The sequence below is a fragment of the Streptomyces ardesiacus genome (assembly GCF_003112575.1).
GTDB classification, from domain to species: Bacteria; Actinomycetota; Actinomycetes; order Streptomycetales; family Streptomycetaceae; genus Streptomyces; species Streptomyces ardesiacus.
In genome coordinates this window covers 752,119-772,197 of record NZ_BEWC01000008.1, presented here as the reverse complement: position 1 = coordinate 772,197, position 20,079 = coordinate 752,119, and the positions used below count along the sequence as shown (strand labels likewise).

The 20,079-nt window shown below is 73.1% G+C and carries 20 protein-coding genes; 9 read left to right on the top strand and 11 right to left on the bottom strand.

The genetic code is table 11. The features are described from left to right. Positions 1-14: 14 nt before the first annotated feature. From Sdi02f_RS28585 to Sdi02f_RS28570, 4 genes are all read right to left on the bottom strand, one after another. On the bottom strand, positions 15-1,838 hold the full coding sequence (locus Sdi02f_RS28585; protein ID WP_108934251.1) for a glycoside hydrolase family 2 protein: 1,824 nt from the start codon (positions 1,836-1,838) through the stop codon (positions 15-17). 65 nt (positions 1,839-1,903) lie between these two features. Next, positions 1,904-2,803, bottom strand: a complete 900-nt coding sequence (locus Sdi02f_RS28580) for a carbohydrate ABC transporter permease (protein ID WP_030403229.1) — start codon at positions 2,801-2,803, stop codon at positions 1,904-1,906. A 2-nt stretch (positions 2,804-2,805) separates the two neighbouring features. Further along, positions 2,806-3,747, bottom strand: a complete 942-nt coding sequence (locus tag Sdi02f_RS28575; RefSeq protein WP_167458263.1) for a carbohydrate ABC transporter permease — start codon at positions 3,745-3,747, stop codon at positions 2,806-2,808. Positions 3,748-3,768: 21 nt separating this feature from the next. After that, positions 3,769-5,142 carry an extracellular solute-binding protein gene (locus Sdi02f_RS28570; protein ID WP_030403231.1) on the bottom strand — a complete coding sequence of 458 codons (1,374 nt, stop codon included), beginning with the start codon at positions 5,140-5,142 and terminating at the stop codon, positions 3,769-3,771. Between the two features lie 154 nt (positions 5,143-5,296). Here Sdi02f_RS28570 and Sdi02f_RS28565 point away from each other — a divergent pair, with 154 nt between their 5' ends. The 4 genes from Sdi02f_RS28565 (at position 5,297) to Sdi02f_RS28550 (ending at position 9,772) form a co-directional block, all read left to right on the top strand. Next, positions 5,297-6,340 carry a LacI family DNA-binding transcriptional regulator gene (locus Sdi02f_RS28565; RefSeq protein WP_053666086.1) on the top strand — a complete coding sequence of 348 codons (1,044 nt, stop codon included), beginning with the start codon at positions 5,297-5,299 and terminating at the stop codon, positions 6,338-6,340. 338 nt (positions 6,341-6,678) lie between these two features. Continuing rightward, entirely contained in the window at positions 6,679-8,166 is a 1,488-nt protein-coding gene (locus Sdi02f_RS28560; RefSeq protein WP_108934249.1) for an NCS1 family nucleobase:cation symporter-1, read from the top strand. A 104-nt stretch (positions 8,167-8,270) separates the two neighbouring features. Next, complete coding sequence (locus Sdi02f_RS28555; RefSeq protein WP_031086633.1) at positions 8,271-8,996, top strand: aspartate/glutamate racemase family protein; 726 nt, start codon at positions 8,271-8,273, stop codon at positions 8,994-8,996. Positions 8,997-9,121: 125 nt separating this feature from the next. Further along, the gene (locus Sdi02f_RS28550; RefSeq protein ID WP_108934248.1) at positions 9,122-9,772 is read left to right on the top strand and encodes a GntR family transcriptional regulator; all 651 of its coding nucleotides are present in this window, start codon (positions 9,122-9,124) and stop codon (positions 9,770-9,772) included. A 114-nt stretch (positions 9,773-9,886) separates the two neighbouring features. Here Sdi02f_RS28550 and Sdi02f_RS28545 read toward each other — a convergent pair whose 3' ends face one another. After that, positions 9,887-10,816: a GNAT family N-acetyltransferase gene (locus Sdi02f_RS28545; protein WP_108934247.1), complete on the bottom strand. Its 930-nt coding sequence runs from the start codon at positions 10,814-10,816 to the stop codon at positions 9,887-9,889. A gap of 233 nt (positions 10,817-11,049) precedes the next feature. Between Sdi02f_RS28545 and Sdi02f_RS28540 the strand changes: the two genes are divergently transcribed. From Sdi02f_RS28540 to Sdi02f_RS28530, 3 genes are all read left to right on the top strand, one after another. Further along, positions 11,050-11,481 carry a hypothetical protein gene (locus tag Sdi02f_RS28540; protein ID WP_055469792.1) on the top strand — a complete coding sequence of 144 codons (432 nt, stop codon included), beginning with the start codon at positions 11,050-11,052 and terminating at the stop codon, positions 11,479-11,481. 111 nt (positions 11,482-11,592) lie between these two features. After that, positions 11,593-12,729: a LacI family DNA-binding transcriptional regulator gene (locus tag Sdi02f_RS28535; protein ID WP_108934246.1), complete on the top strand. Its 1,137-nt coding sequence runs from the start codon at positions 11,593-11,595 to the stop codon at positions 12,727-12,729. A gap of 160 nt (positions 12,730-12,889) precedes the next feature. Then, positions 12,890-13,468, top strand: a complete 579-nt coding sequence (locus Sdi02f_RS28530) for a tellurite resistance TerB family protein (protein ID WP_037825249.1) — start codon at positions 12,890-12,892, stop codon at positions 13,466-13,468. A gap of 7 nt (positions 13,469-13,475) precedes the next feature. Here the strand turns inward: Sdi02f_RS28530 and Sdi02f_RS28525 are convergent, their stop codons facing one another. Then, positions 13,476-14,072, bottom strand: a complete 597-nt coding sequence (locus Sdi02f_RS28525; RefSeq protein ID WP_055469793.1) for a CGNR zinc finger domain-containing protein — start codon at positions 14,070-14,072, stop codon at positions 13,476-13,478. A gap of 38 nt (positions 14,073-14,110) precedes the next feature. On the opposite strand from Sdi02f_RS28525, the gene Sdi02f_RS28520 reads away from it, so the two are divergent. Together Sdi02f_RS28520 and Sdi02f_RS28515 are read left to right on the top strand one after the other, a co-directional pair. Beyond that, a complete protein-coding gene (locus Sdi02f_RS28520; protein ID WP_030403241.1) occupies positions 14,111-15,283 on the top strand; it encodes an MFS transporter in 1,173 nt (390 codons plus the stop codon). A 31-nt stretch (positions 15,284-15,314) separates the two neighbouring features. After that, positions 15,315-16,286, top strand: coding sequence for an aminoglycoside phosphotransferase family protein (locus tag Sdi02f_RS28515; RefSeq protein WP_108934245.1), 972 nt, complete (start codon positions 15,315-15,317; stop codon positions 16,284-16,286). Here the strand turns inward: Sdi02f_RS28515 and paaE are convergent. From paaE to paaA, 5 genes are read right to left on the bottom strand one after another with little or no spacing between them, the layout of a single operon-like run. Continuing rightward, positions 16,274-17,380, bottom strand: coding sequence for a 1,2-phenylacetyl-CoA epoxidase subunit PaaE (paaE, locus tag Sdi02f_RS28510; RefSeq protein ID WP_030403243.1), 1,107 nt, complete (start codon positions 17,378-17,380; stop codon positions 16,274-16,276). The genes Sdi02f_RS28515 and paaE overlap by 13 nt on opposite strands. After that, on the bottom strand, positions 17,380-17,898 hold the full coding sequence (gene paaD, locus Sdi02f_RS28505) for a 1,2-phenylacetyl-CoA epoxidase subunit PaaD (RefSeq protein ID WP_053638956.1): 519 nt from the start codon (positions 17,896-17,898) through the stop codon (positions 17,380-17,382). The genes paaE and paaD overlap by 1 nt, the downstream gene beginning before the upstream one ends. Beyond that, positions 17,892-18,719 carry a 1,2-phenylacetyl-CoA epoxidase subunit PaaC gene (gene paaC / locus Sdi02f_RS28500; protein WP_108934244.1) on the bottom strand — a complete coding sequence of 276 codons (828 nt, stop codon included), beginning with the start codon at positions 18,717-18,719 and terminating at the stop codon, positions 17,892-17,894. Before paaC ends, paaD begins: the two co-directional genes overlap by 7 nt. Positions 18,720-18,728: 9 nt before the next feature. Beyond that, positions 18,729-19,031, bottom strand: coding sequence for a 1,2-phenylacetyl-CoA epoxidase subunit PaaB (gene paaB, locus Sdi02f_RS28495; protein ID WP_030403246.1), 303 nt, complete (start codon positions 19,029-19,031; stop codon positions 18,729-18,731). Beyond that, positions 19,028-20,014 carry a 1,2-phenylacetyl-CoA epoxidase subunit PaaA gene (gene paaA, locus Sdi02f_RS28490; protein ID WP_030403247.1) on the bottom strand — a complete coding sequence of 329 codons (987 nt, stop codon included), beginning with the start codon at positions 20,012-20,014 and terminating at the stop codon, positions 19,028-19,030. Before paaA ends, paaB begins: the two co-directional genes overlap by 4 nt. Positions 20,015-20,079: the final 65 nt, after the last annotated feature.

Sequence of the window (20,079 nt, the reverse complement as noted above, 5' to 3'; positions counted from 1 at the left end):
CCGGCCCCCACCCGCTACTGCTGCGCCTCCTCCTCAATGGCCGCGGGACGCAGTTGGGCGGCGCGGATGCGGGAGACGTCCAGCTTCTCGCTCCGGTCGAAGCGGTAGACGCCGTTCTGCTCCTGGAAGACGTCCGTCAGTTGCGTGTAGCAGTAGCCGAACATGCCCGGGTCGCCCAGCAGCACCTCGGTCAGGCCGCTGAACCGCTCGTGGAACTCGTCCTCGTTGCGGACCCGTTCCCCGTAGCCCCAGGAGACGGTGCGGTCCTCGCCGGAGAGGTCGGCCGCCGCCTCCGGGTCCCACCAGATCCCGCCGAACTCGCTGACGAAGTACGGCTGTCCCCGGTAGGGCTGGGAGTAGGGGGCGCCGCTCTCGTGGGCGTTGACGAACGGTGTGTCCCCGGCGAGGCCGGACATCAGCTCCCGGAAGGCGGCGGGGTCCTGCTCGTAGTTGTGGGAGTCGTAGATGTCCGTCTCGGCGACCCGGTGGGCGTAGCCGGAGGCGTCCACGACCGGGCGGGTGGTGTCCATGGCCTTGGTGGCCAGGAACATCGCCCGGGTCACGTCGTCGAGCTGGGTGATCCGGTCGTGCAGCTTCTGGTAGGTCTCGTTGAGCGGGCACCAGCCGATGATCGAGGGGTGCGAGTAGTCGCGCTCCAGCGCCTCCAGCCACTGGGCGACGTAGGAGGCGTCGGGCTTCTGGTTGTCGCCCGAGGAGCCGCCGGTCTCGCAGCCCCAGTCGCCGAACTCGCCCCAGACCAGGTAGCCGAGGCGGTCGGCGTGGTGGAGGAAGCGCTCCTCGAAGACCTTCTGGTGCAGCCGGGCGCCGTTGAACCCGGCCGCCATGGCCAGCTCGATGTCCCTGACCAGGGCCTCGTCGGTGGGGGCGGTCATCAGCCCGTCCGGGTACCACCCCTGGTCGAGGACGAGGCGCTGGAAGACGGGGCGGCCGTTGAGCAGGACGGCCTTGCCGCGCAGGCCCACGGCGCGCAGACCGGCGTAGCTCTCGGCGCTGTCGACCACCTGCCCGGCGGCGTCGAGGAGTTCGAGGCGCAGGTCGTACAGGTGCGGGTCCCCCGGGCCCCATGCGCGCCGCCGGTCGTCCGGCACCGGCAGGTGCAGGCGCGGGGCGAGGTCGAGGTCGGCGCGGGCCTCGGCGCGGCCCACCTCGCCTTCGGCGTCGCTGAGGACGGCGCGCACCCGGTGCCCGGGGCGGTTGCCGGACAGGGGCAGTTCGAGGTGGAAGGCGGAACCGGCGAGGTCCGGGGTGATCCGGGGACGGCGCAGGTGCGTGTCGGGGACGGGCTCCAGCCAGACGGTCTGCCAGATGCCGGTGACGCGCGTGTAGTTGCAGTCGTGGTTGGCGTACTGGATCGCCTGCTTGCCGCGCGCCTGCGGGCCGGACCTGGGGTCGCGGGCCCGGACGGTGATCACGACCTCCTCCCCCGCGCCGGCGATGTCGCCGAGGTCGGCGGTGAAGGGGGTGAAGCCGCCGCGGTGCCGGGCGACCTCCTTGCCGTCGGCCCACACGGTGGTGTCGTGGTCGACGGCGCCGAAGTGCAGCAGGACGCGCCGTCCGGCCCAGGCGGCGGGCAGGGCGACGGCCCGCCGGTACCAGACGGCCTCCAGGAAGTCCGTGTCGCCGATGCCGGACAGCTCGGACTCGGGCGGGAAGGGGACGAGGATCTCCTCGCGCAGCTCGCGGTCGAGCAGACCGCGTTCGAGGCCGCTGTCCCCCCGGTCGGTCTCGAACTGCCAGGCGCCGTTCAGGTTGAGCCAGTCGCGGCGCACGAACTGCGGACGCGGGTACTCCGGGCGCGGTACGGAGTGAGTGGGCACACATGCTCCAGTCGATCGGTGGGCCGGGCCTGCGAACGCCGGCCCGTGGGTACGGCTGTACAGGTTCAGGAACCGCCGAGGCCGGTGGTGGCGACGGAGTTGACGATGCGGCGCTGGAAGAGGAGGAAGACCACGATCAGCGGCAGCGCGGCCAGCAGCGCGGAGGCCATGGACTGCGCGTACTGGATGCCGTAGGCGTCCTTCACGGTGGCCAGGCCCACCGGGAGGGTCATCAGGTCGGGGTCGTTGGTGACGACGAACGGCCACATGAAGTTGTTCCAGGCGCCGATGAAGACGAAGATCGCGACCGCGGCCACGATCGGCCGTGACAGCGGCAGGACGACCGACCGGAAGACCCGGAACTCGGAGGCGCCGTCGATCCGGGCCGCCTCCTCCAGTTCCTTGGGGACGGCGTCGAAGAACCGCTTGAGGATGAACACCATCATCGGCGCGACGACTTGGGGCAGGATGACGGCCGCGTAGGTGTCGACCAGGTTGAACAGGGTCATCTGGTCGAACAGCGGCACGACGAGCAACTGCGGCGGGACCATGATGGCGGCCACGGTGACGGCCAGCAGCGCCCGGCGGCCGCGGAAGGTGCCGCGGGAGAAGCCGTACGCCGCGAGGGTGGAGACCGCCACGGTGACGAGCGTGACCAGGGCGGAGATCAGGAGGCTGTTGAAGGCCCAGACGCTGACGTTGCCGCGTTCCAGTATCTGCTGGTAGGCGTCCAGGGTGAAGGCGCCCTTGAGCGGGGACAGTCCGGGGGCGTTGACGTCCTCCTCGCTCTGCACCGAGGTCAGGACGGCCCACACGAACGGCAGCAGCCAGACGACGGCGAGGACGACGAGCGCGGTCCCGGCCAGGACGCGGGGCAGCCGGCCGTGGCCGAGGAGCAGGGGTGAGCCGGCCGTGTCGCGGGACGGGCGGCGCCGGGTGCGCGGGGGTGTGGCGGTTGCGGACACGGTCAGTCCTCCCGGCGGAAGAGGCGGAGCTGCACGAGCGAAACGAGGACGATCAGGGCGAAGAAGAGATAGGAGACGGCGGAGGCGTAGCCGAGGCGGTAGCCGGTGAAGCCCACGTCGTAGACGTACTCCAGGACCGGCCGGGTGGAGCCGTTGGGCCCGCCCTTGGTGAGGATGTAGATCTGGTCGAACACCTTGAGCGAGGCGAGCACCTGGAGCATGGCCACCAGGCCGGTGGTCCTGCGCAGTTGGGGCAGGGTGATGGACCACAGGCGGCGCCAGGCGCCGGCGCCGTCGAGTGCCGCCGCCTCGTCGAAGGTCGTGGGCAGGGACTGGAGCGCCGCGAGGTAGAGCAGGAAGTTGAAGCCGACCGTCCACCACACGGTGAGCGCGGCGACGGACCACATGGCGACGGACTCGTCGGACAGCCAGCCGACCGGTGCGATGCCGAAGGTGTCGAGGAGCTGGTTGGCCATGCCCAGTTCGGGCTGGTAGAGCCAGGTCCAGATCATGGTCACGACGGTCACGGGCAGCAGGTAGGGCGCGAAGAAGGACAGGCGCCACGCCCACTGCCCGGCGAGTCCGCTGTGCACCAGGAGGGCCATCGCGAGCGCGACCACAACGAGCGGGACGCTGGAGACGACGGTGAAGAAGAGGGTGTTGCCGAGGCTGCTCCACACGTCCGGATCGCCGAACGCCTCGGTGTAGTTGTCGAGGCCGACGAAGTGCGTGTCGCGCAGGGCGAGTGAGCTGTCGGTGAAGCTCATCCAGATCCCCTGCACGATCGGCCAGACCATGAAGAGGGCGAAGACGAGCAGGAACGGCAGGACGAACACGAGCCCGTTGCCGGTGCGTATGCGGCCCAGGGCGGTGCGGCGGCCACGCGCGGGAACCGCGGGCGACTGGGTCCGGTCCTCGGTGCCGAGGGGTGCGGTGGTGGTCACGTCGGTCACTCCTTTCGCCGGTCAGGCCACCGGGTTGGGCTGCCGCAGCAGCGTGTCCGCCTCGCGGACCATCTGCCGCACCGCCTTCTCGGGGGTGGTGTTGCCCAGCAGGGCCGACTGGAGCGGCTGGCACATCCGGTTCTGGAAGTTCGAACCGGCGCCCGCGAACCAGTTGGGCGGGTCGAGCACCGCCACCTTCGCGGCGTCGGCGTAGGAGGACTGGGGGTCGAGCGCCGCGTACTCCGGCTCCGCCAGGACGGGCTGGTAGGCGGGGATGTGGCCGGCGCTCGCCCAGGTGAGGCTCTGCTTGAGGATCTGCGCGACGTAGCGGTGGGCCTCTCGGCGCCGGGCCGGGTCGGGGCTGTCCTGGTGCGGGAGGACGAAGCTGTGGCTGTCCGTGTAGACGGCCGGCTTGTCGAAGACCTGCGGGAAGGGCGCGGCGCCCAGGTCGATGCGGGACTTCTTGAGTGTCGGCAGTTCCCACTCGCCGAGCATGGCCATGCCGCCGCGGCCGTTGGTGAAGGCGGCCATCGCGCCGTTGTAGTCCAGGTTGTTGGGGTTGGTCCTGCCGTCGAAGAGCTGCGTCATGAGGGTCACGACGCGTACGGCGGCGTCGGTGTCAATCCTCGGGGGACCCCCGTCCGGCAGGTCGAACCCGGCGCCGGTCTGCGCGTAGAGCCCGGCGAACAGGCGCCAGGTCTGTGCCGTGTCGGTGACGTGGCCGAAGAGGATGCCCGCCTCCCCGGTCGCCTCGGCCAGGGCCCTGCCCGCCTCCAGCAGGGCTTCGGGCGAGCCCATCGGGGCCAGCTCCCCGGAGGTGTCCAGGAGTCCGGCCTGCTCGGCGGCCTTCTTGTCGTAGAACACGATGAAGGGGTGGACGTCCAGCGGGATCGCGTAGACGGTCCCCTCGTACTGGGTGCGCGACCACACGGCGGGGGCGAAGTCCTCGCTGGTGACGCCGTACTCGGCGAGCAGGTCCAGGTCGAAGGCGTCCACGAGGCCGCCCGGCGCGTAGCCCGCGAGCCGGGACAGGTGCATGGCCGCGACGTCGGAGGCCCGTCCGCCGGCCGCGGACATGGCGAGCTTGGTGTAGTACGACGGTCCCCAGTCCAGGATCGTCCGGTCGACGTCGAAGCCCTTGGCTCCCCCGGCCCCCTGGGAGACGGCCTCGATCATGTCGTCCATCAGCATGCCGTCGCCGCCCTGGAAGAGGTCCCAGACGCTCAGCGAGGAGGCCCCGGAGGCCGAGGCCGGTGAGGCGCAGCCGGACAGCGGGCCCGCGGCGAGCAGGGCTCCTGCCCCGGCCAGGGCGTTGCGCAGCAACCGGCGGCGGCTGGGGCGGCGGACCGGGTCGGACACGGCCGGCACCCCCTGGGCAGGCAGACGGGAACTCATCGCGGACCTTTCGACGGCCGGATCGCTCATGCGGTGGCTAGTTTTTACATCGATGTACATCGACTGTAAAGAGCTGGACGGCGGCGGACCGCACCGAAGCCCTCCCCCGCCGGGACATAGACTCGGGCAGCGCGGAAGAGGCAGGGAGGTCTCGGTGGCACGGCCCAGGATCAAGGACGTCGCACGTCACGCGGGCGTCTCGGAGAAGACGGTGTCCAATGTCATCAACGACTACGCCCATGTCTCGGACCGGACCAGGCAGGTGGTGCGCGAGGCGATCGAACACCTCGGCTACCGGGTGAATCTGGCCGGCCGTCACCTGCGCAAGGGCAGAACCGGCATAATCGCGCTCGTCGTTCCCGAGCTGGACGTGCCGTACTTCGCCGAGCTGGCCCGGCATGTCATCCGCGAGGCCGAGGAGCGGTCCCTGACCGTCCTCATCCATCAGTCCGGCGCGGATCGCGCCCACGAGCTGGCGGCGCTGGCCGGGTTCGGCTCCGCCTTCGTCGACGGGATCATCCTCAGTCCGCTCGCCCTGACCGCCGACGACCTGCGGGACCGCGCGGGCTTCCCGCCCACGGTGCTGCTCGGCGAACTCCTCGAGGAGGGCGCCGACCATGTGGCCATCGACAACGAGGGCGCCGCGCGCGAGGCGACCCGCCACCTGATCGGGCTCGGGCGCCGCACGATCCTCGCCGTCGGGGGGCGCGACGACGCCGGCATGGGGACGGCCCAGGCCCGCACCCGGGGTTACCGGGCCGCCCTGGCGGAGGCGGGCATCGCCTACGATCCGGCCGCCCTGCTGCCGGTCGACTCCTTCCGGATGCCCGACGGCGCGCAGGCCGTGGCGCGGGCGCTCTCCCGGGGGGCCCGGCCCGACGCCCTGCTCTGCCTCAACGACCAGCTCGCACTGGGCGCGTTGCGAGCCCTGCACGAGCACGGGGTCAGGGTGCCGGAGGACGTGGCCGTCATCGGTTTCGACGACGTGGAGGGCGGTCGGTTCAGCGTCCCGACGCTGAGCACGGTGGCTCCGGACAAGGCGGCGGTGGCCAGGGTCGCCGTGCGGTTGCTCCAGCACCGCATCGAGGAGGCCGCGGCGCCGGACGGCACCGGATCGCAGGCGCAGGCACCCCGGGACCTCGTCGTGGACCACCGGCTCGTCCTGCGGGAGAGCACCGAGGGCAGCGAGCGGCGCTGACGGGCCCGCCGAACCGGCCGGAGCGAGGCACACGGGACCTCCTCCGTGCCGGTCGCGTCCTTGCGTCGACGCAGCGACGAGCGTCGGGACGGAGGCGGCCCACAGGGGTGCTCGCGGGGGTGCTCGCGGGGCCGCCCATGGTGCTGTCCATGGGGCCGCCTTACGGGGCCGCCCCATGGGGCTGTCCACAGGGGTACCCACGGGTTCAAAAATGGTATTCCATTTGCCGCAGACCTCTTGACGGTGCGGCGGGGCGAGAACTACGTTCTGGACACCGGAAAGCCGCTTCCGCTTCATGGAAGCCTCCCACTCCCCGCACCTGATCCCAGGAGTCCCGTATGACTGCCCTGGAAGACCGCCGTTCGTCCGTCCGGACCGACGACACCGCCACCAGCTCCGGCCTCTACACGTACGACCTGGCCCCGACCAAGCGGGAAGGGCGCCGCTGGGGCGCCTACAACGTCTTCACACTGTGGGCCAACGACGTGCACAGCCTGGGCAATTACGCCTTCGCCATCGGACTGTTCGCCCTCGGGCTCAACGTGTGGGGCATCCTCGCCGCCTTCGCGCTCGCCTCGGTCCTGCTCTTCCTCCTGCTCACCCTGTCCGGCTTCATGGGCCACAAGACGGGCGTGCCGTTCCCCGTCATGAGCCGCATCGCGTTCGGCATCCGGGGAGCGAAGATTCCGGCGGCCGTCCGGGGCACCGTGGCCATCGCCTGGTTTGGTATCCAGACCTATCTGGCCGCCGCCGTGCTGAGCGCCCTCCTGGTGGCCATGTTCCCGTCCCTCGCCTCCCTGGACACCAACTCCCTGCTCGGCCAGTCGACGCTCGGCTGGATCACCTTCCTGGTCCTGTGGGCCCTCCAGGTGCTCATCGTCAGCTACGGGATGCAGATGATCCGCCGGTACATGGCCTTCGCCGCGCCCACCACACTGCTCACCATGTGCGCCCTCGCGGTGTGGATGTTCGTCCGCGCGGACGGCTCGGTCTCCGTGTCGATCGACGATCCGCTCACCGGCGGCGCGATGTGGCTGCAGGTGCTCCAGGCCGCCGCGCTCTGGGTGGTCATCTACGGGACGTTCGTACTGAACTTCTGCGACTTCACCCGGTCCGCGCGCAGCCGCGGCTCCATCGTGCGCGGCAACGTGATCGGCATCCCGGTGAACATGCTCTTCTTCGCCGTCATCGTGGCGGTCCTCAGCGGAGCCCAGTTCACCCTCGACGGACACGTGATCACCAGTCCGACGGACATCGTCAGGACCATCCCCAACATGTTCCTGCTCGCCGTCGCCTCGCTCTGTCTCATCGCCCTCACCGTGGCGGTCAACCTGCTGGCCAACTTCGTCGCGCCCATCTACGCCCTGGTCAACCTCTTCCCGCACCGGCTCGACTTCCGCCGCGCGGGACTGGTGAGCGCGGTCCTCGGCCTGGTCATCACGCCCTGGAACCTCTACAACAGTCCGGTCGTCGTCAACTACTTCCTCGGCGGACTCGGCGCGCTGCTCGGCCCCCTGTTCGGGGTGATCATGGCGGACTACTGGCTGCTGCGGAGGTCCCGCGTGAACGTGCCGGCCCTCTACACCGAGGACGCCGGCTCCGAGTACCACTACCGGCGCGGCTACAACCCGCGTGCCGTCGCCGCCTTCGTCCCGAGCGCCGCGATCGCCGTCGTCGTCGCCCTGGTCCCCTTCTTCCACGCCGCGGCCGGGTTCTCCTGGTTCGTCGGAGCGGTCACCGCCGCCGTGCTGTACGCGCTGATCGCCGACCGCGCGTCCGTCTTCCGTGACGTGGACGGCGAATCGATCGCCGTCGCCGCGGAATAGTCCCGCACCTCACCGCACCGCCCTCCGTCCCACCGCCCTCCGTCCCACCGCCCTGCACCGCACCGTCGCGGAGCACGCCGTCCGAGCAGAAGGCCCAGGCCCCCATGCGCATCCTCGTGGTCAACGTCAACACCACGCAGTCCATCACCGACGCGATCGGCAAGCAGGCGGCCGGCGCGGCCTCCCCCGGCACCGAGATCGTGCCGCTGACACCGGCCTTCGGGGCGGAGTCCGTCGAGGGCAACTACGAGAGCTACCTCGCGGCGGTCGCGGTGATGGAGGCCGTACGCGCCCACCGGGAGCCGTTCGACGCGGTGATCCAGGCCGGTTACGGCGAACACGGGCGGGAGGGCCTGCAGGAACTGCTCGACGTGCCCGTCGTCGACATCACCGAGGCCGCGGCGAGCACCGCCCAGTACCTGGGCCGCCGCTACTCCGTCGTCACCACCCTCGACCGCACGGTCCCGCTGATCGAGGAGCGGCTGGAGGTGGCCGGGCTGGGCGCCCGGTGTGCCTCGGTGCGGGCCAGCGGGCTCGCCGTGCTCGATCTGGAGCGGGACGAACAGGCCGCCGTGGACGCCATCACCGAGCAGGCCGCACGCGCGGTCGAGGACGACCGGGCCGAGGTGATCTGCCTGGGCTGCGGGGGGATGGCGGGGCTCGCCGAACGCGTGGTGGAGCGCACCGGTGTCCCCGTGGTCGACGGGGTCGCCGCCGCCGTGACGGTGGCGGAATCCCTGGTCCGGCTCGGCCTGTCCACGTCCAAGGTGCGCACCTACGCCCGCCCGCGCCCCAAGCGGATCGTCAACTGGCCCCCGCAGGCGGGCTGAATCGTCGTCGCGCCGTCCCGCCCGGGCCGCCCGCGGGTCCCGGGGTATTCTGACGGGCCGCCCGACCGCCGCCGCGCACGGCGCGGGCGGCGTGCCGGGAACGGGAAGACAGACGAAGGACGGCGATGGCTGCGTCAGAGGGCTTCAGGCCCGAGTCCGAGCGGGTCACGCAGCGGTTGCGCGACGAGATCATCGACGGTGTGCGGGCCCCCGGCAGCCGCCTGGTGGAGCGGGAGCTGGCGGAGTCCCTCGGTGTGAGCCGGCTCCCCGTCCGCGAGGCCCTCAAGACACTGGTGTCGGAGGGACTGGTGACCCCGAGACCGCGTAGCTGGGCGGTGGTGCGGGAGTTCACCACGAGCGACATCGCCGACCTGGACGAGGTGCGGTCGGGCCTGGAGACCCTGGGTTTCCGGCTGGCCGCCCAACGGCACACGCGGGAGGGGCTGGAGCGGCTGCGCGCGACGGTGGACGCCGAACTCGACGCGGCGCGCGCCGACGACGCCGTGCGGGCCCGCCGGGCGGCCGCCGACTTCCACGAGACCGTCGTCTCCCTGGCCGCCAACGAGCTGCTCAACGAGCTGGAGCGGGTCCTGCGCAGCCGGCTGCGGTGGCTCCTGGGCCAGCACGACGACCTGCTGGCCGTCGCCCTGGAGCACGAAGCCCTCTACGGGGCCATCGCGGCACGCGACGTGGATCGCGTCCAGGAGCTGGTCCTGCACCACCTGGCGACGAGCCGCAGCGCGGCCCTGGGGCACCTCGCGCAGGAGCGGTCCTAGGTACGGGATCCGGGATCGGGATCCCGGGCCAAGGTCCGAAGTCCGCGGTCGTCGGCGCGGACCGGGGCCGAGGTCCCCGCGGGACACCACCGGACGGTGTCCGTCCCGGCCGTGTCAGGCGATCACGGCCTCCCACGTGTCGACCGCGAAGTGGACCGTCATGCCGTTGCGGCCGTACAGCCGCGGGGCACCCGTCGCGTTGGCGGCGTCGACGCCGAGGCCCACCGTGTCCCGGCCCCGCGCGGCGAGGTGGGCGAAGGCGTGGCGCAGGAGGAAACCGCCGAGGCCCCGGCCGCGGGCCTCGTGCAGGACGCCGATGCCGCGGATCCAGGCCATGGCCTCGCGGTCGTCGCGGGCCAGCAGGAAGCCGGCGTCGCCCAGACCGTCGGTGGCGGCGATCCACACCAGGGACCAGTCCAGCCCCGCGGCACCGATGTCCGCGAGCCACGGCCGGTACTCACGCGGCTGGAAGTCGAAGTGCCGCGCGAACGCCCGCTGGTACAGCTCGTGGACCGTGCGGCGGTCCGCCTCCGTGGCACACGCCCGCACCCGCACACCCGCCGGGGCCTCGGGCGGGAGGTCGGCCGCCGGGTCCAGCGGACGGTGCAGTACGTGGTGGTGGCGCACGACCCGCCAGCCGCGCCCGGTGAGGAGCGCGGTGTCGGTCGTGGGCCGGGCGTTGAGGTGCAGGTGGACGACGGCGCGCCCCGCGCCGTTGGCCCGCGCCCTGGCCAGGGCGCGGGACTCCATGGCCACCAGCACGTCCAGCCCGGCCCGCTGGTGGCCGGGCAGCACGTAGTGGTCGATGCCGACGCGCTCCCCGCCGGACTCGTCCCACAGCAGTCCGTACGCCACCAGCCGTCCGTCCTCGAAGGCGAGCCACGAGTCCCGGGAGAGATCCGTCCGAGGGTCCTTCAGGCCGGCTTCGACGGCGTGCCGGTCGGTCTCGGGCCGGCCGATCTCGATGCGGTCCACCTCGTTGAGGAGTTCGGTGATGGCGGGGGCGTCGGCGAGCGTGGCCGGCCGCAGGTCGGCGGGAGACATGAGCAGCAGGCTCAGGGAAGGCGACGGGTGACCGCAACGGGTTTTCCGCCGCCGCGGCCGGGCGGGCGGCGCGGTGCCCACCGCACGCGGCCGGACGACGCGGTGCGCGGACCGAGGTACGCGGACGGCTGCGGACCGAGGTACGCGGACGGCTGGGGAGACGTAGGACGGCGAACCGGGGGCATACGGATGGCCCGAGGCCTTCTCCCCCCGCCGACCCCCGGGAGCCCCCTGTGACGCCGAGTCTGCGCACCGCCCGCGCGTGCCGTGCCACCGCCGTGCTCCTTCTCGCCGCCGCCGGGTACGCGGCCGCCCACCACCCCTGGCTCGCGCTGCCCGGTCTCTACGCCGCCGCCGTGTTCGCCTGGTGCGCCGCGCGTGAGGGTGCGATGCACCGGCGGAGCGTCCTCCTCGCCCGGCGTGCCGAGCGTCTGGCCCGCCCGCGGCGGTTGCCCGCGGCCGGTCTGGAGCCGTGCTGCGCGTTCTGGCGGTACTCCTTCGGTGCCGGTCACGGCCCGGAGTGTGCCGGCACCGCCGCGGGCGTCCCCGTCCACGGCGACTGCTGCGAGCGGTGGTGGACCTCGCTGGGCGCCCGGCACGACGCGTCCTGCCGCCGGCGCACCGACGCCCCCGGGCGGGAGCCCGAGGCCGCGGGTCCGAGGTGAACGCGGGACGTCGCCGACACCGCCGGCGGACGCCCGGGCCGCGCGCGACGGCGCTGACGGCGGGTGCCACCGGCGATACCATCGGGCGGCAGACCGGCCGGGAAGGAACGCATGGCGAAGCAGGGCGGCGGGGGCAAGCGCCCACCGGGGATGACGGACGTGGCCCGGGCCGCCGGGGTCTCCGCGCAGACGGTGTCGCGCGTGCTCTCCGGGCATCCGAACGTGCGGGAGCAGACGCGGGCCGAGGTCCTGGCCGCGGTGTCCCGGCTCGGCTACCGGCGCAACAACGCGGCCCGCATGCTGTCCTCCGGACGCAGCCGCACGATCGGCGTGGTGACGCTGCGCACCACCTTCTACTCCCGCGCCGCCGTCATGTCCGGCATCGAGGGCGCCGCCCGGAGCGCCGGGTACGCCGTGAGCACCGCGACGGCCGACTCGCTCGACACCTTCGCGATCGAGTCCGCCCTGTCCCGGCTCATCGACCAGGGCGTCGAGGGCATCGTGCTGGCGGTGCCGCTGATCAACGGGAGCACCCGGCTCGAGGAACTGACCCGTACCACGCCGACCCTCACCATCGACGGTTCGCGCACGGACGCCACCGAGGTCGTGGCCGTCGACCAGTCCCTCACCGCCCGCCTGGCCACGCGGCACCTGCTGGACCTCGGCCACGAGACGGTGTGGCACCTGGCGGGCCCCGCCGAGTGGCTGGAGGCCGCGAGCCGGCGCGACGGCTGGCGTACGACGCTGGAGTCGGCGGGGCGTGCGGTGCCGCCTCCCCTGGAGGGCGACTGGTCGCCCGCGTCCGGATACCGTGCCGGGCTCGTCCTGGGCCGGATCCCGGAGGTGACCGCGGTGTTCGTCGCCGGCGACGAGATGGCGTTCGGCGTGGTCCGGGCACTGCGGGAACTGGGGCGGCGCGTGCCCGAGGACATCTCCGTGGTCGGCGTCGACGACATCGAGCTGGCGGAGTACTGCGCACCGCCGCTGACCACGGTCGCCCAGCCGTTCGCGCAGATGGGGGAGCTCGCCGTGGCTCATCTGCTGCGGTGCGTCGCGGCCCCGGAGACCGTGCCCGAACCGGCGTCGGTGGAGCCCCGCCTCGTCGTCCGCGCGAGCACGGCGGCGCCACCGGGGACGCGGGAGGCACCGGGGAGGCGGGAGACATCAGGGAGGCGGGAGACGCCGGGGATCTCGGTGGCATCGGGGGCCCCGGTGGCGTCGGGCGCCGTCACGTCCCGCGACGCCTGAGCGCCGGTCGTCGCCCGGCACGTGCCCCCGGAAAACGGCACTTTGCCTTTTCTTTGCCTTTCGGGAACCCCGTGGTTCCCGGGCGCGTTCATCCTGTTGACCGCGGGACATCCGGCCGCGGACGGACCGGTACGCAGCGACAGAAGCCGAGGTGGCACGAGTGGCGATGTGGGACAAGATCAAGGACCAGGCCAAGACCTTCCAGCAGTCCCAGGGCACTCGGACAGGAGCGGGCGGCTCCGGGCGGGGATCCCACGGCCCCCTGGGCGGCGGCAGGCCGGGCTCGTCCTCCGGCGGTTCCAAGGCCCAGTTGATCGGGATGTTCAAGTCCCAGCTCGCCTCGGCCAAGAACGAGCTGAAGAGCGGTGCCTACCGGGACGCCAGCATGGCCCTGTGCGCGCTGGTCGCCGCCGCGGACGGACGGGTGGACCCCTCGGAGCGCCGGCGCGTGGAGGAGCTGATCGTCTCCAACGAGGTGCTGCAGAACTTCCCGGCGGACCAGCTCCGCCAGCGGTTCAACCAGCACGTGGACCGGCTCCTCGCCAACGTCGAGCAGGGCAGGGCCGAGGCGCTCCAGGTGATCGGCAAGGCCGCGAAGAAGCCCGCGGAGGCCCGTGCCGTCGTCCAGACCGGCATGGTCGTCGCCGGGGCCGACGGCTCCTTCGACCAGTCCGAGCAGCAGGCGATCCGCGAGGCGTGCACCGCGCTCAGCATCCCGCCCTCGGAGTTCGGCGTCTGAGTCCCCGTCAGCCGCGCCGCCGGTGCGCCGCGACGCGCTCCCGGGTCGCGCAGCGGCGAGAGCAGTAGCGACGCTCCGGGCCACTGCCCCGGCTGATGAAGACGTCGGGGCAGGCACCGGACGCGCAGACCCTGCCGGGCGGGCGCTGGTGGTCCCAGAGGAGGACGGCCAGCGCCATGCAGGAGGAGGCCAGGAACCACTCCGGCCACGGCGCGTCGTCGTCACGGTCGAGGTGCGGGTGCCAGGGCGTACTGCCCCCGTGGGAGGTCAGCCGGAGCGCCCCCGTGTGCGCGCCGAGGAGGCGGTTCAGGACGTGCGCGGCGGCGTCGGCGGAGTCCGCCGCGAAGACCTCCCGCAGCAGGTCCGCCGCCGCGCGCATCCCGTCGACGTCACGCGGGGTGAGGTCGACGGGACCGGTCTCGCCGTAGGCCCGCAGCACTTCGGCCACCGCTTGGGGTGCGGGCGCGATGCCGGTGCCGGTACCGGAAGGGCCGCCCCCGAGTGCGTTCACGAGGGCGGCGGTGCGCCGCGCCGTGGTCAGTACGGAGTGCCTGGTGGACCAGTCGGCGTCGAGAGGAGAGGTCACCGGCCGAATGTAACGCATATTGCGGAGTTTTGAGTTACCTCCGTAACGTCTCCCCGGTGCCAAAGGGTTACTCAGTACGCTCGTATCTTGCCGGGGCGACGGCGGCGCGCGCCGGTGACGAGATGGCGGGACCGGCGCTGCTGCTGGCCGGGCTCGCCCTCACCGGCTCGGCGGCTCACGCGTCGTCGCTGCTCGCGGGCATCACGGTCTCCGCGGCGGTCGGTGGGCCGGTGCTCGGGGCCCTCCTGGACCGGGCGGAGCGGCCGGGTCGCCTCCTTGCCTGCGCGCTGGCGCTGTACGCGGTGGGACTGGCCGCGGTCCTCGCCGGGCTGGGCCGTCTTCCGACCGCCTGGACCGTGGTGCTCGCGGTGCTCACGGGGCTGCTGGGCCCGGCGCTTTCGGGCGGCTGGACCGCGCAGCTCCCCCGGGTGGCGGCGGACCCCCACCTGCCCAGGGCCAACGCGCTGGACGCGATGACCTTCGGCGCGGCGAGCCTGGCCGGTCCGGCGCTCGCCGGCGGCGCGGCCGAGGCGCTGGGAGCCCCCACCGCGGTCGTGCTCGCCGCGGCACTGGTCGCCGCGGCCGTGCCCGTGGCGTGGCGGTTGCCGGCCCGCACCGGCACGGGCCCGCGGGCGCGGCCCGCCCCCGTGGCCGGCGCCCTCGCCGCCGGGTTCCGGGTCATTCTCCGGCGCCCTCCGCTCGCCCGGGCGACCCTCGTCTCGGTCGTCTGCTGCGCCGCCCAGGGCATGCTGACGGCCTGCGTCCCGCTGCTGGGCGCGCGGGTTCTCGGTTCGGCCGGACGCGGAGCCCTGCTGTTCTCCTGCGCGGCGGTCTCCGCGCTGGTGGCCAATGCCGTACTGGCACGGCACCCGCGCTTCGCCGCACCGGACACGATCGTGCGGGCCGCGGCACTGGTCCAGGCCGCGGCACTGGCCCTGGCCGCGACGGGGGCCGCGACGGGCCGGCCGGCCGCGCTCCCGGTGGCCGCCGTCCTCTTCGGCGTCGGCGAGGGCCCGCAGCTCACCGCGCTCTTCGCGGTACGCCACCGGGAGTCCCCCGAGCACCTGCGCGGCCAGATCTTCACCACCGGGGCGAGTCTCAAGGTCACCGCGTTCGCCCTGGGCGCGGCCGTCGCGGGCCCCCTGGCCACGCGGTCGCTGCCCGGCGCCCTGTTGGTGGCGGCGGGCACGGCGGCGGCCGCGGCGGCCGTCGGACGGGAAAGGGTTTGACGTCGTCGGCGCCGAACGGTCGGATGGCCCCATGAGTTCAGGGCAGGGGCGCCGGGAGCCGTACGACCTCGACGAGCGCCTCGTACGGCGGCTGGTCGAGGGGCAGTTCCCGCGGTGGGCGGGGCTTCCCCTCGTACGCCACCCCTCCGCGGGCACGGTCAACGCCATGTTCCGTCTCGGCCCGGACCTGGCCGTCCGGCTGCCCCTGACCGGGGGCGGCGCGGCGGACGTGACGACGGAGCGGCAGTGGCTGCCCCGGCTGGCGCCTCTGCTGCCCACCGCCGTTCCCGAGGTGCTCGGGGAAGGAGTGCCCGCCGAGGGCTACCCGTGGCCCTGGTCGGTGTACCGGTGGCTGCCCGGGGAGCTTCCCGAGGCCGGCGGGCTGACCGACCCCCTCTCCCTGGCGGGCGACCTGGCCGGGTTCGTCGCGGCGATGCGGAGCGTCCCCCTGCCCGGCGCGCCGGCGGCGTACCGCGGTGGGCCGCTCGTCACGCTCGACGGGCCGACGCGGGCCGCGCTCGACGCCCTGCGGGACCTGCCGGAGGAGGGCGTCGACTGCGAGGCGCTGACCGAGGTGTGGCAGGACGCGCTGCACGCCCCCGCCTGGGACGGGCCGCCCCGCTGGCTGCACGCGGACCTGATGCCGGGCAACCTGCTGGTGACCGGCGGCAGGCTGAGCGCGGTGATCGACTTCGGGTGCATGGGGGTGGGCGACCCGGCCTGCGATCTCTTCCCTGCCTGGAACCTGCTGCCGGCCGGCGCGAGGGAGGTCTTCCGCGAGGCGCTGGGCGTGGACGACGCCACCTGGCGGCGTGGCCGGGGCCGCACCCTCTCCCAGGCGCTGATCGCCCTGCCGTACTACCGGGAGACCAGCCCCGCGATGGCCGGCAACGCCCGTCACGTGATCCGGGCGGTCCTGGGGGAGGCGGAGCGGGTCCACCGACCCGCGAAGCCGTCGGCACCCCTCATGGGGACGGATGTGACGTCCGGTCAACTGTCGTAGTCCACCGTCACTTTCTCGGAGACCGGGTAGGACTGGCAGGTCAGGACGTAGCCCGCGTCGACCTCGGCCGTTTCGAGCGCGTAGTTGCGGCGCATGTCGACACTGCCGTCGGTGACCAGGGCCCGGCAGGTGCCGCAGACGCCCCCCTTGCAGGCGAAGGGCAGGTCGGGGCGGGTCTGCTGGGCGCCGTCGAGGATCGAGCGCTCCCGGGAGAGCGGGGCGGTCGTGGAGCGCCCGTCCAGGGTGACGGTGACCTCGCTGACGGGGCCCTCGGGGCCGCGGTCCTCGTGGTGGACCTGCCGCACGGGCTCGTCGTCGGCGTAGAACAGCTCGCGGTGGACGCGCTCCGCCGGAACGCCGAGGCCGGCCAGGACCTGCTGGGCGTCGGCGACCATGCCCTGCGGGCCGCACAGCCACCAGTGGTCCGCGCCCGCCACGTCCACCAGGGAGCCGATGAGCGCCGAGAGCCGCCCGGCGTCCAGCCGGCCGGAGAGCACCTCTGCCTCGCGGGGTTCGCGGGAGAGCACGTGGGCGAGGTGGAAGCGGGTCGGGTGCAGGTCCTTCAGGTCGGCCAGTTCGTCGGCGAACATCACCGTGTCGGTGCGGCGGTTGCCGTAGAAGAGCGTGACGGTGGAGCGGTCGTCGGCGGCGAGCACCGACTCGGCGATGGAGACCATCGGGGTGATGCCCGAACCGGCGGCGATCAGGACGTGGTGGCCGGGGGTGGTCAGGTCGGGCGTGAAGAGGCCGGTGGGGGCCATCACCTCCACGGCGTCGCCCGGGCGTACGTCGTTGACCAGCCACGCCGAGAAGAGCCCGCCCGGCACCACGCGGACCCCGATGCGCGGCGCCGCACCGGCCGCCGAGCAGATCGAGTACGAACGGCGTTCGTCCCGGCCGTCCACCTCGCGCCGCAGCGTGAGCGACTGACCGGGCGCGAAGGCGAACTCCCGGGCCAGCTCGTCGGGGATCTCGAAGCTCACGGCCGCGGCGTCCGCGCACAGCCGCTCGACGGCGGCGACGCGCAGGGTGTGGAAGGCGGGCCGGCGGCGGGTGCGCACCGGGGCCGCCGGGACGGGGGCGGTCGGGGCCATCAGATCTCCTTGACGTACTCGAACGGCTCGCGGCAGGCCCGGCAGCGCCACAGCGCCTTGCATGACGTGGCGGCGAAGCGGGAGGTCTCCTCGGTGTCCGCCGAGCCGCAGCGGGGACAGCGCACCGCCGGCCGGGTGGGCGACAGGACGAGGGGGACGGGGCCGCCGCGGGGTGCGGGCCCGGGCGGGGCGATGCCGTGCTCGGCGAGCTTCAGGCGGCCCGCCTCGGTGATCCAGTCGCTCGTCCAGGGCGGGTCCAGGACCGTGCGGATCTCCACGCGCGGGTATCCCGCCCCGCGCAGGCGCGCGGCGACGTCCGCCCGCATCTCGGCCATGGCCGGGCAGCCCGAGTAGGTGGGGGTGAGGCTCGCGACGACGGTGCCGTCCTCGCCGACCTCGACGTCGCGCAGGACGCCGAGGTCGGCGAGGGTGAGCATGGGCAGCTCGGGATCGGGGACCTGCTCGGCGACGTGCCGGGCGCGGCGGGCGTCCAGGAGTGCGGGGCCGTCGCTCACCATGTCGCCTCCGGGTGGGCGCGGGCGACGCCCTGCAGCTCGGTCAGGAGCGGCGCCAGGTGCTCGGTGTGCTCGCCGGCGCGGCCCGAGCCGGGCAGCGGGCGGTACACGGGCAGGGTCAGTCCGGCCGCCTCGGTGACCTGGCGCAGGTCCTCGGCGACCTCGTCGCGCACGTCGTACGCCGCGTGCAGTTCGCCGAGGTACGGGGCGACCTCGTCCAGCGCGGCGCGCGTCCGGCGGTGGGACTCGTCCGTGCCGTCGCCCAGGCGCACGCACCACTCGGCGGCGTACTGCCGGTGATACGTCAGCTCCTTGACGCCCTTGGCGGCGACCGCCGCGAGCACCGGATCGGGGTGGGCCCCGAGCCGCCGGAAGTGGGCCAGCCGCCAGCTGGAGAGCACCAGCAGCCGCACGACCGCGAACGCGAAGTCGCCGCGGGGGAGTTCGGCCAGGCGGACGTTGCGGAAGTCGCTGGCGTCGCGGAAGTAGGCGTAGGCGTCCTCGTCGCGGCCGGTGCCGTCCACCTGCCCGGCGCGGGAGTACAGCAGGCGGGCCTGACCGAGGAGGTCGAGGCCGATGTTGGCCAGCGCCACCTCCTCCTCCAGCTCCGGCGCGCGGGTGACCCACTCGGCGAGCCGCTGGGCGCTCACCAGGGCGTCGTCGGCGAGCGCCACGCACTCCCCGGCCAGTGCGACGGCGTCGACGCCCTCGGGCACGGCGGTGTCGACGCCGTGCAGCGGGTCCTCGAAGCCGGTGCCGTAGGCCCAGCGGGTGTCGTCCTCGTGCCCCTCGGCCAGGGTGAGGTAGACGTGGTCGTCACTCATGCCCTGCTCCTAGATGTGGGGAACGTCGTCGGGGATGTCGTAGAAGGTCGGGTGGCGGTAGACCTTGTCGGCGCTGGGGGCGAAGAAGGGGTCCTTCTCGTCGCGGGTGGAGGCGGCGATGTGCTCGGAGCGCACCACCCAGATGCTCACGCCTTCGTTGCGCCGGGTGTAGAGGTCGCGGGCGTGGGTGAGGGCCATGGCGTCGTCGGCGGCGTGCAGCGAGCCGACGTGGACGTGGTTGAGTCCGCGCTTGCCGCGCACGAAGACCTCGTACAGCGGCCAGCCCTGCCTGCCGGGCGTCTCGAGGGTCATGCCGCCGCTCCCTTCCGCGCGCGGGCGGCCTGCTTGGCGGCGTGTGCGGTGGCCGCCTCGCGCACCCAGGCGCCGTCCTCGTGGGCGGTCCGCCGCCGCTCCATCCGCCGGTCGTTGCAGGGGCCGTCGCCCTTGATGACGCGCATCAGCTCGTCCCAGTCGGGGGTGCCGAAGTCGTGGTGCCCGGTCTCCTCGTTCCAGCGCAGCTCGGGGTCGGGCAGGGTGACGCCGAGCTTCTCGGCCTGCGGGACGGTCATGTCCACAAAGCGCCGGCGCAGCTCGTCGTTGCTGTGCCGCTTGATCTTCCAGGCCATCGACCGCGCCGAGTTGGGCGAGGCGTCGTCGGGCGGGCCGAACATCATCAGGGACGGCCACCACCAGCGGTTGACGGCGTCCTGGACCATCTCGCGCTGGGCGTCGGTGCCGCGCATCATCGTCATCAGCAGCTCGTAGCCCTGCCGCTGGTGGAAGGACTCCTCCTTGCAGATGCGCACCATCGCGCGCGCGTAGGGCCCGTACGAGCTGCGGCACAGCGGCACCTGGTTGCAGATCGCGGCGCCGTCCACGAACCAGCCGATCACGCCGACGTCGGCGAAGCTGAGGGTCGGGTAGTTGAAGATCGACGAGTACTTCTGGCGGCCCTCGACGAGCCGCTGGGTGAGGTCGTCGCGGTCCGCGCCGAGGGTCTCGGCGGCCGAGTACAGGTACAGGCCGTGGCCGGCCTCGTCCTGGACCTTGGCGAAGAGGATCGCCTTGCGGCGCAGCGACGGGGCCCGGGTGATCCACTCGCCCTCGGGCTGCATGCCGATGATCTCCGAGTGCGCGTGCTGGGCGATCTGCCGGATCAGCGTCTTGCGGTAGCCGTCGGGCATCCAGTCCCGCGGCTCGATGCGCTGGTCGCGTGCGATCGTCGCGTCGAAGTGCTCCTGGAGTCCGTCCGGCGCGTCCGGGGGCGGCGCCTCGGCGGCGTGTGTCGTGGTCATCGTCACCAGCTTCCCAACCGACCATTCGTTCGGTATCAGTGTGACGTGTTTCCGCCTGCCGGGCA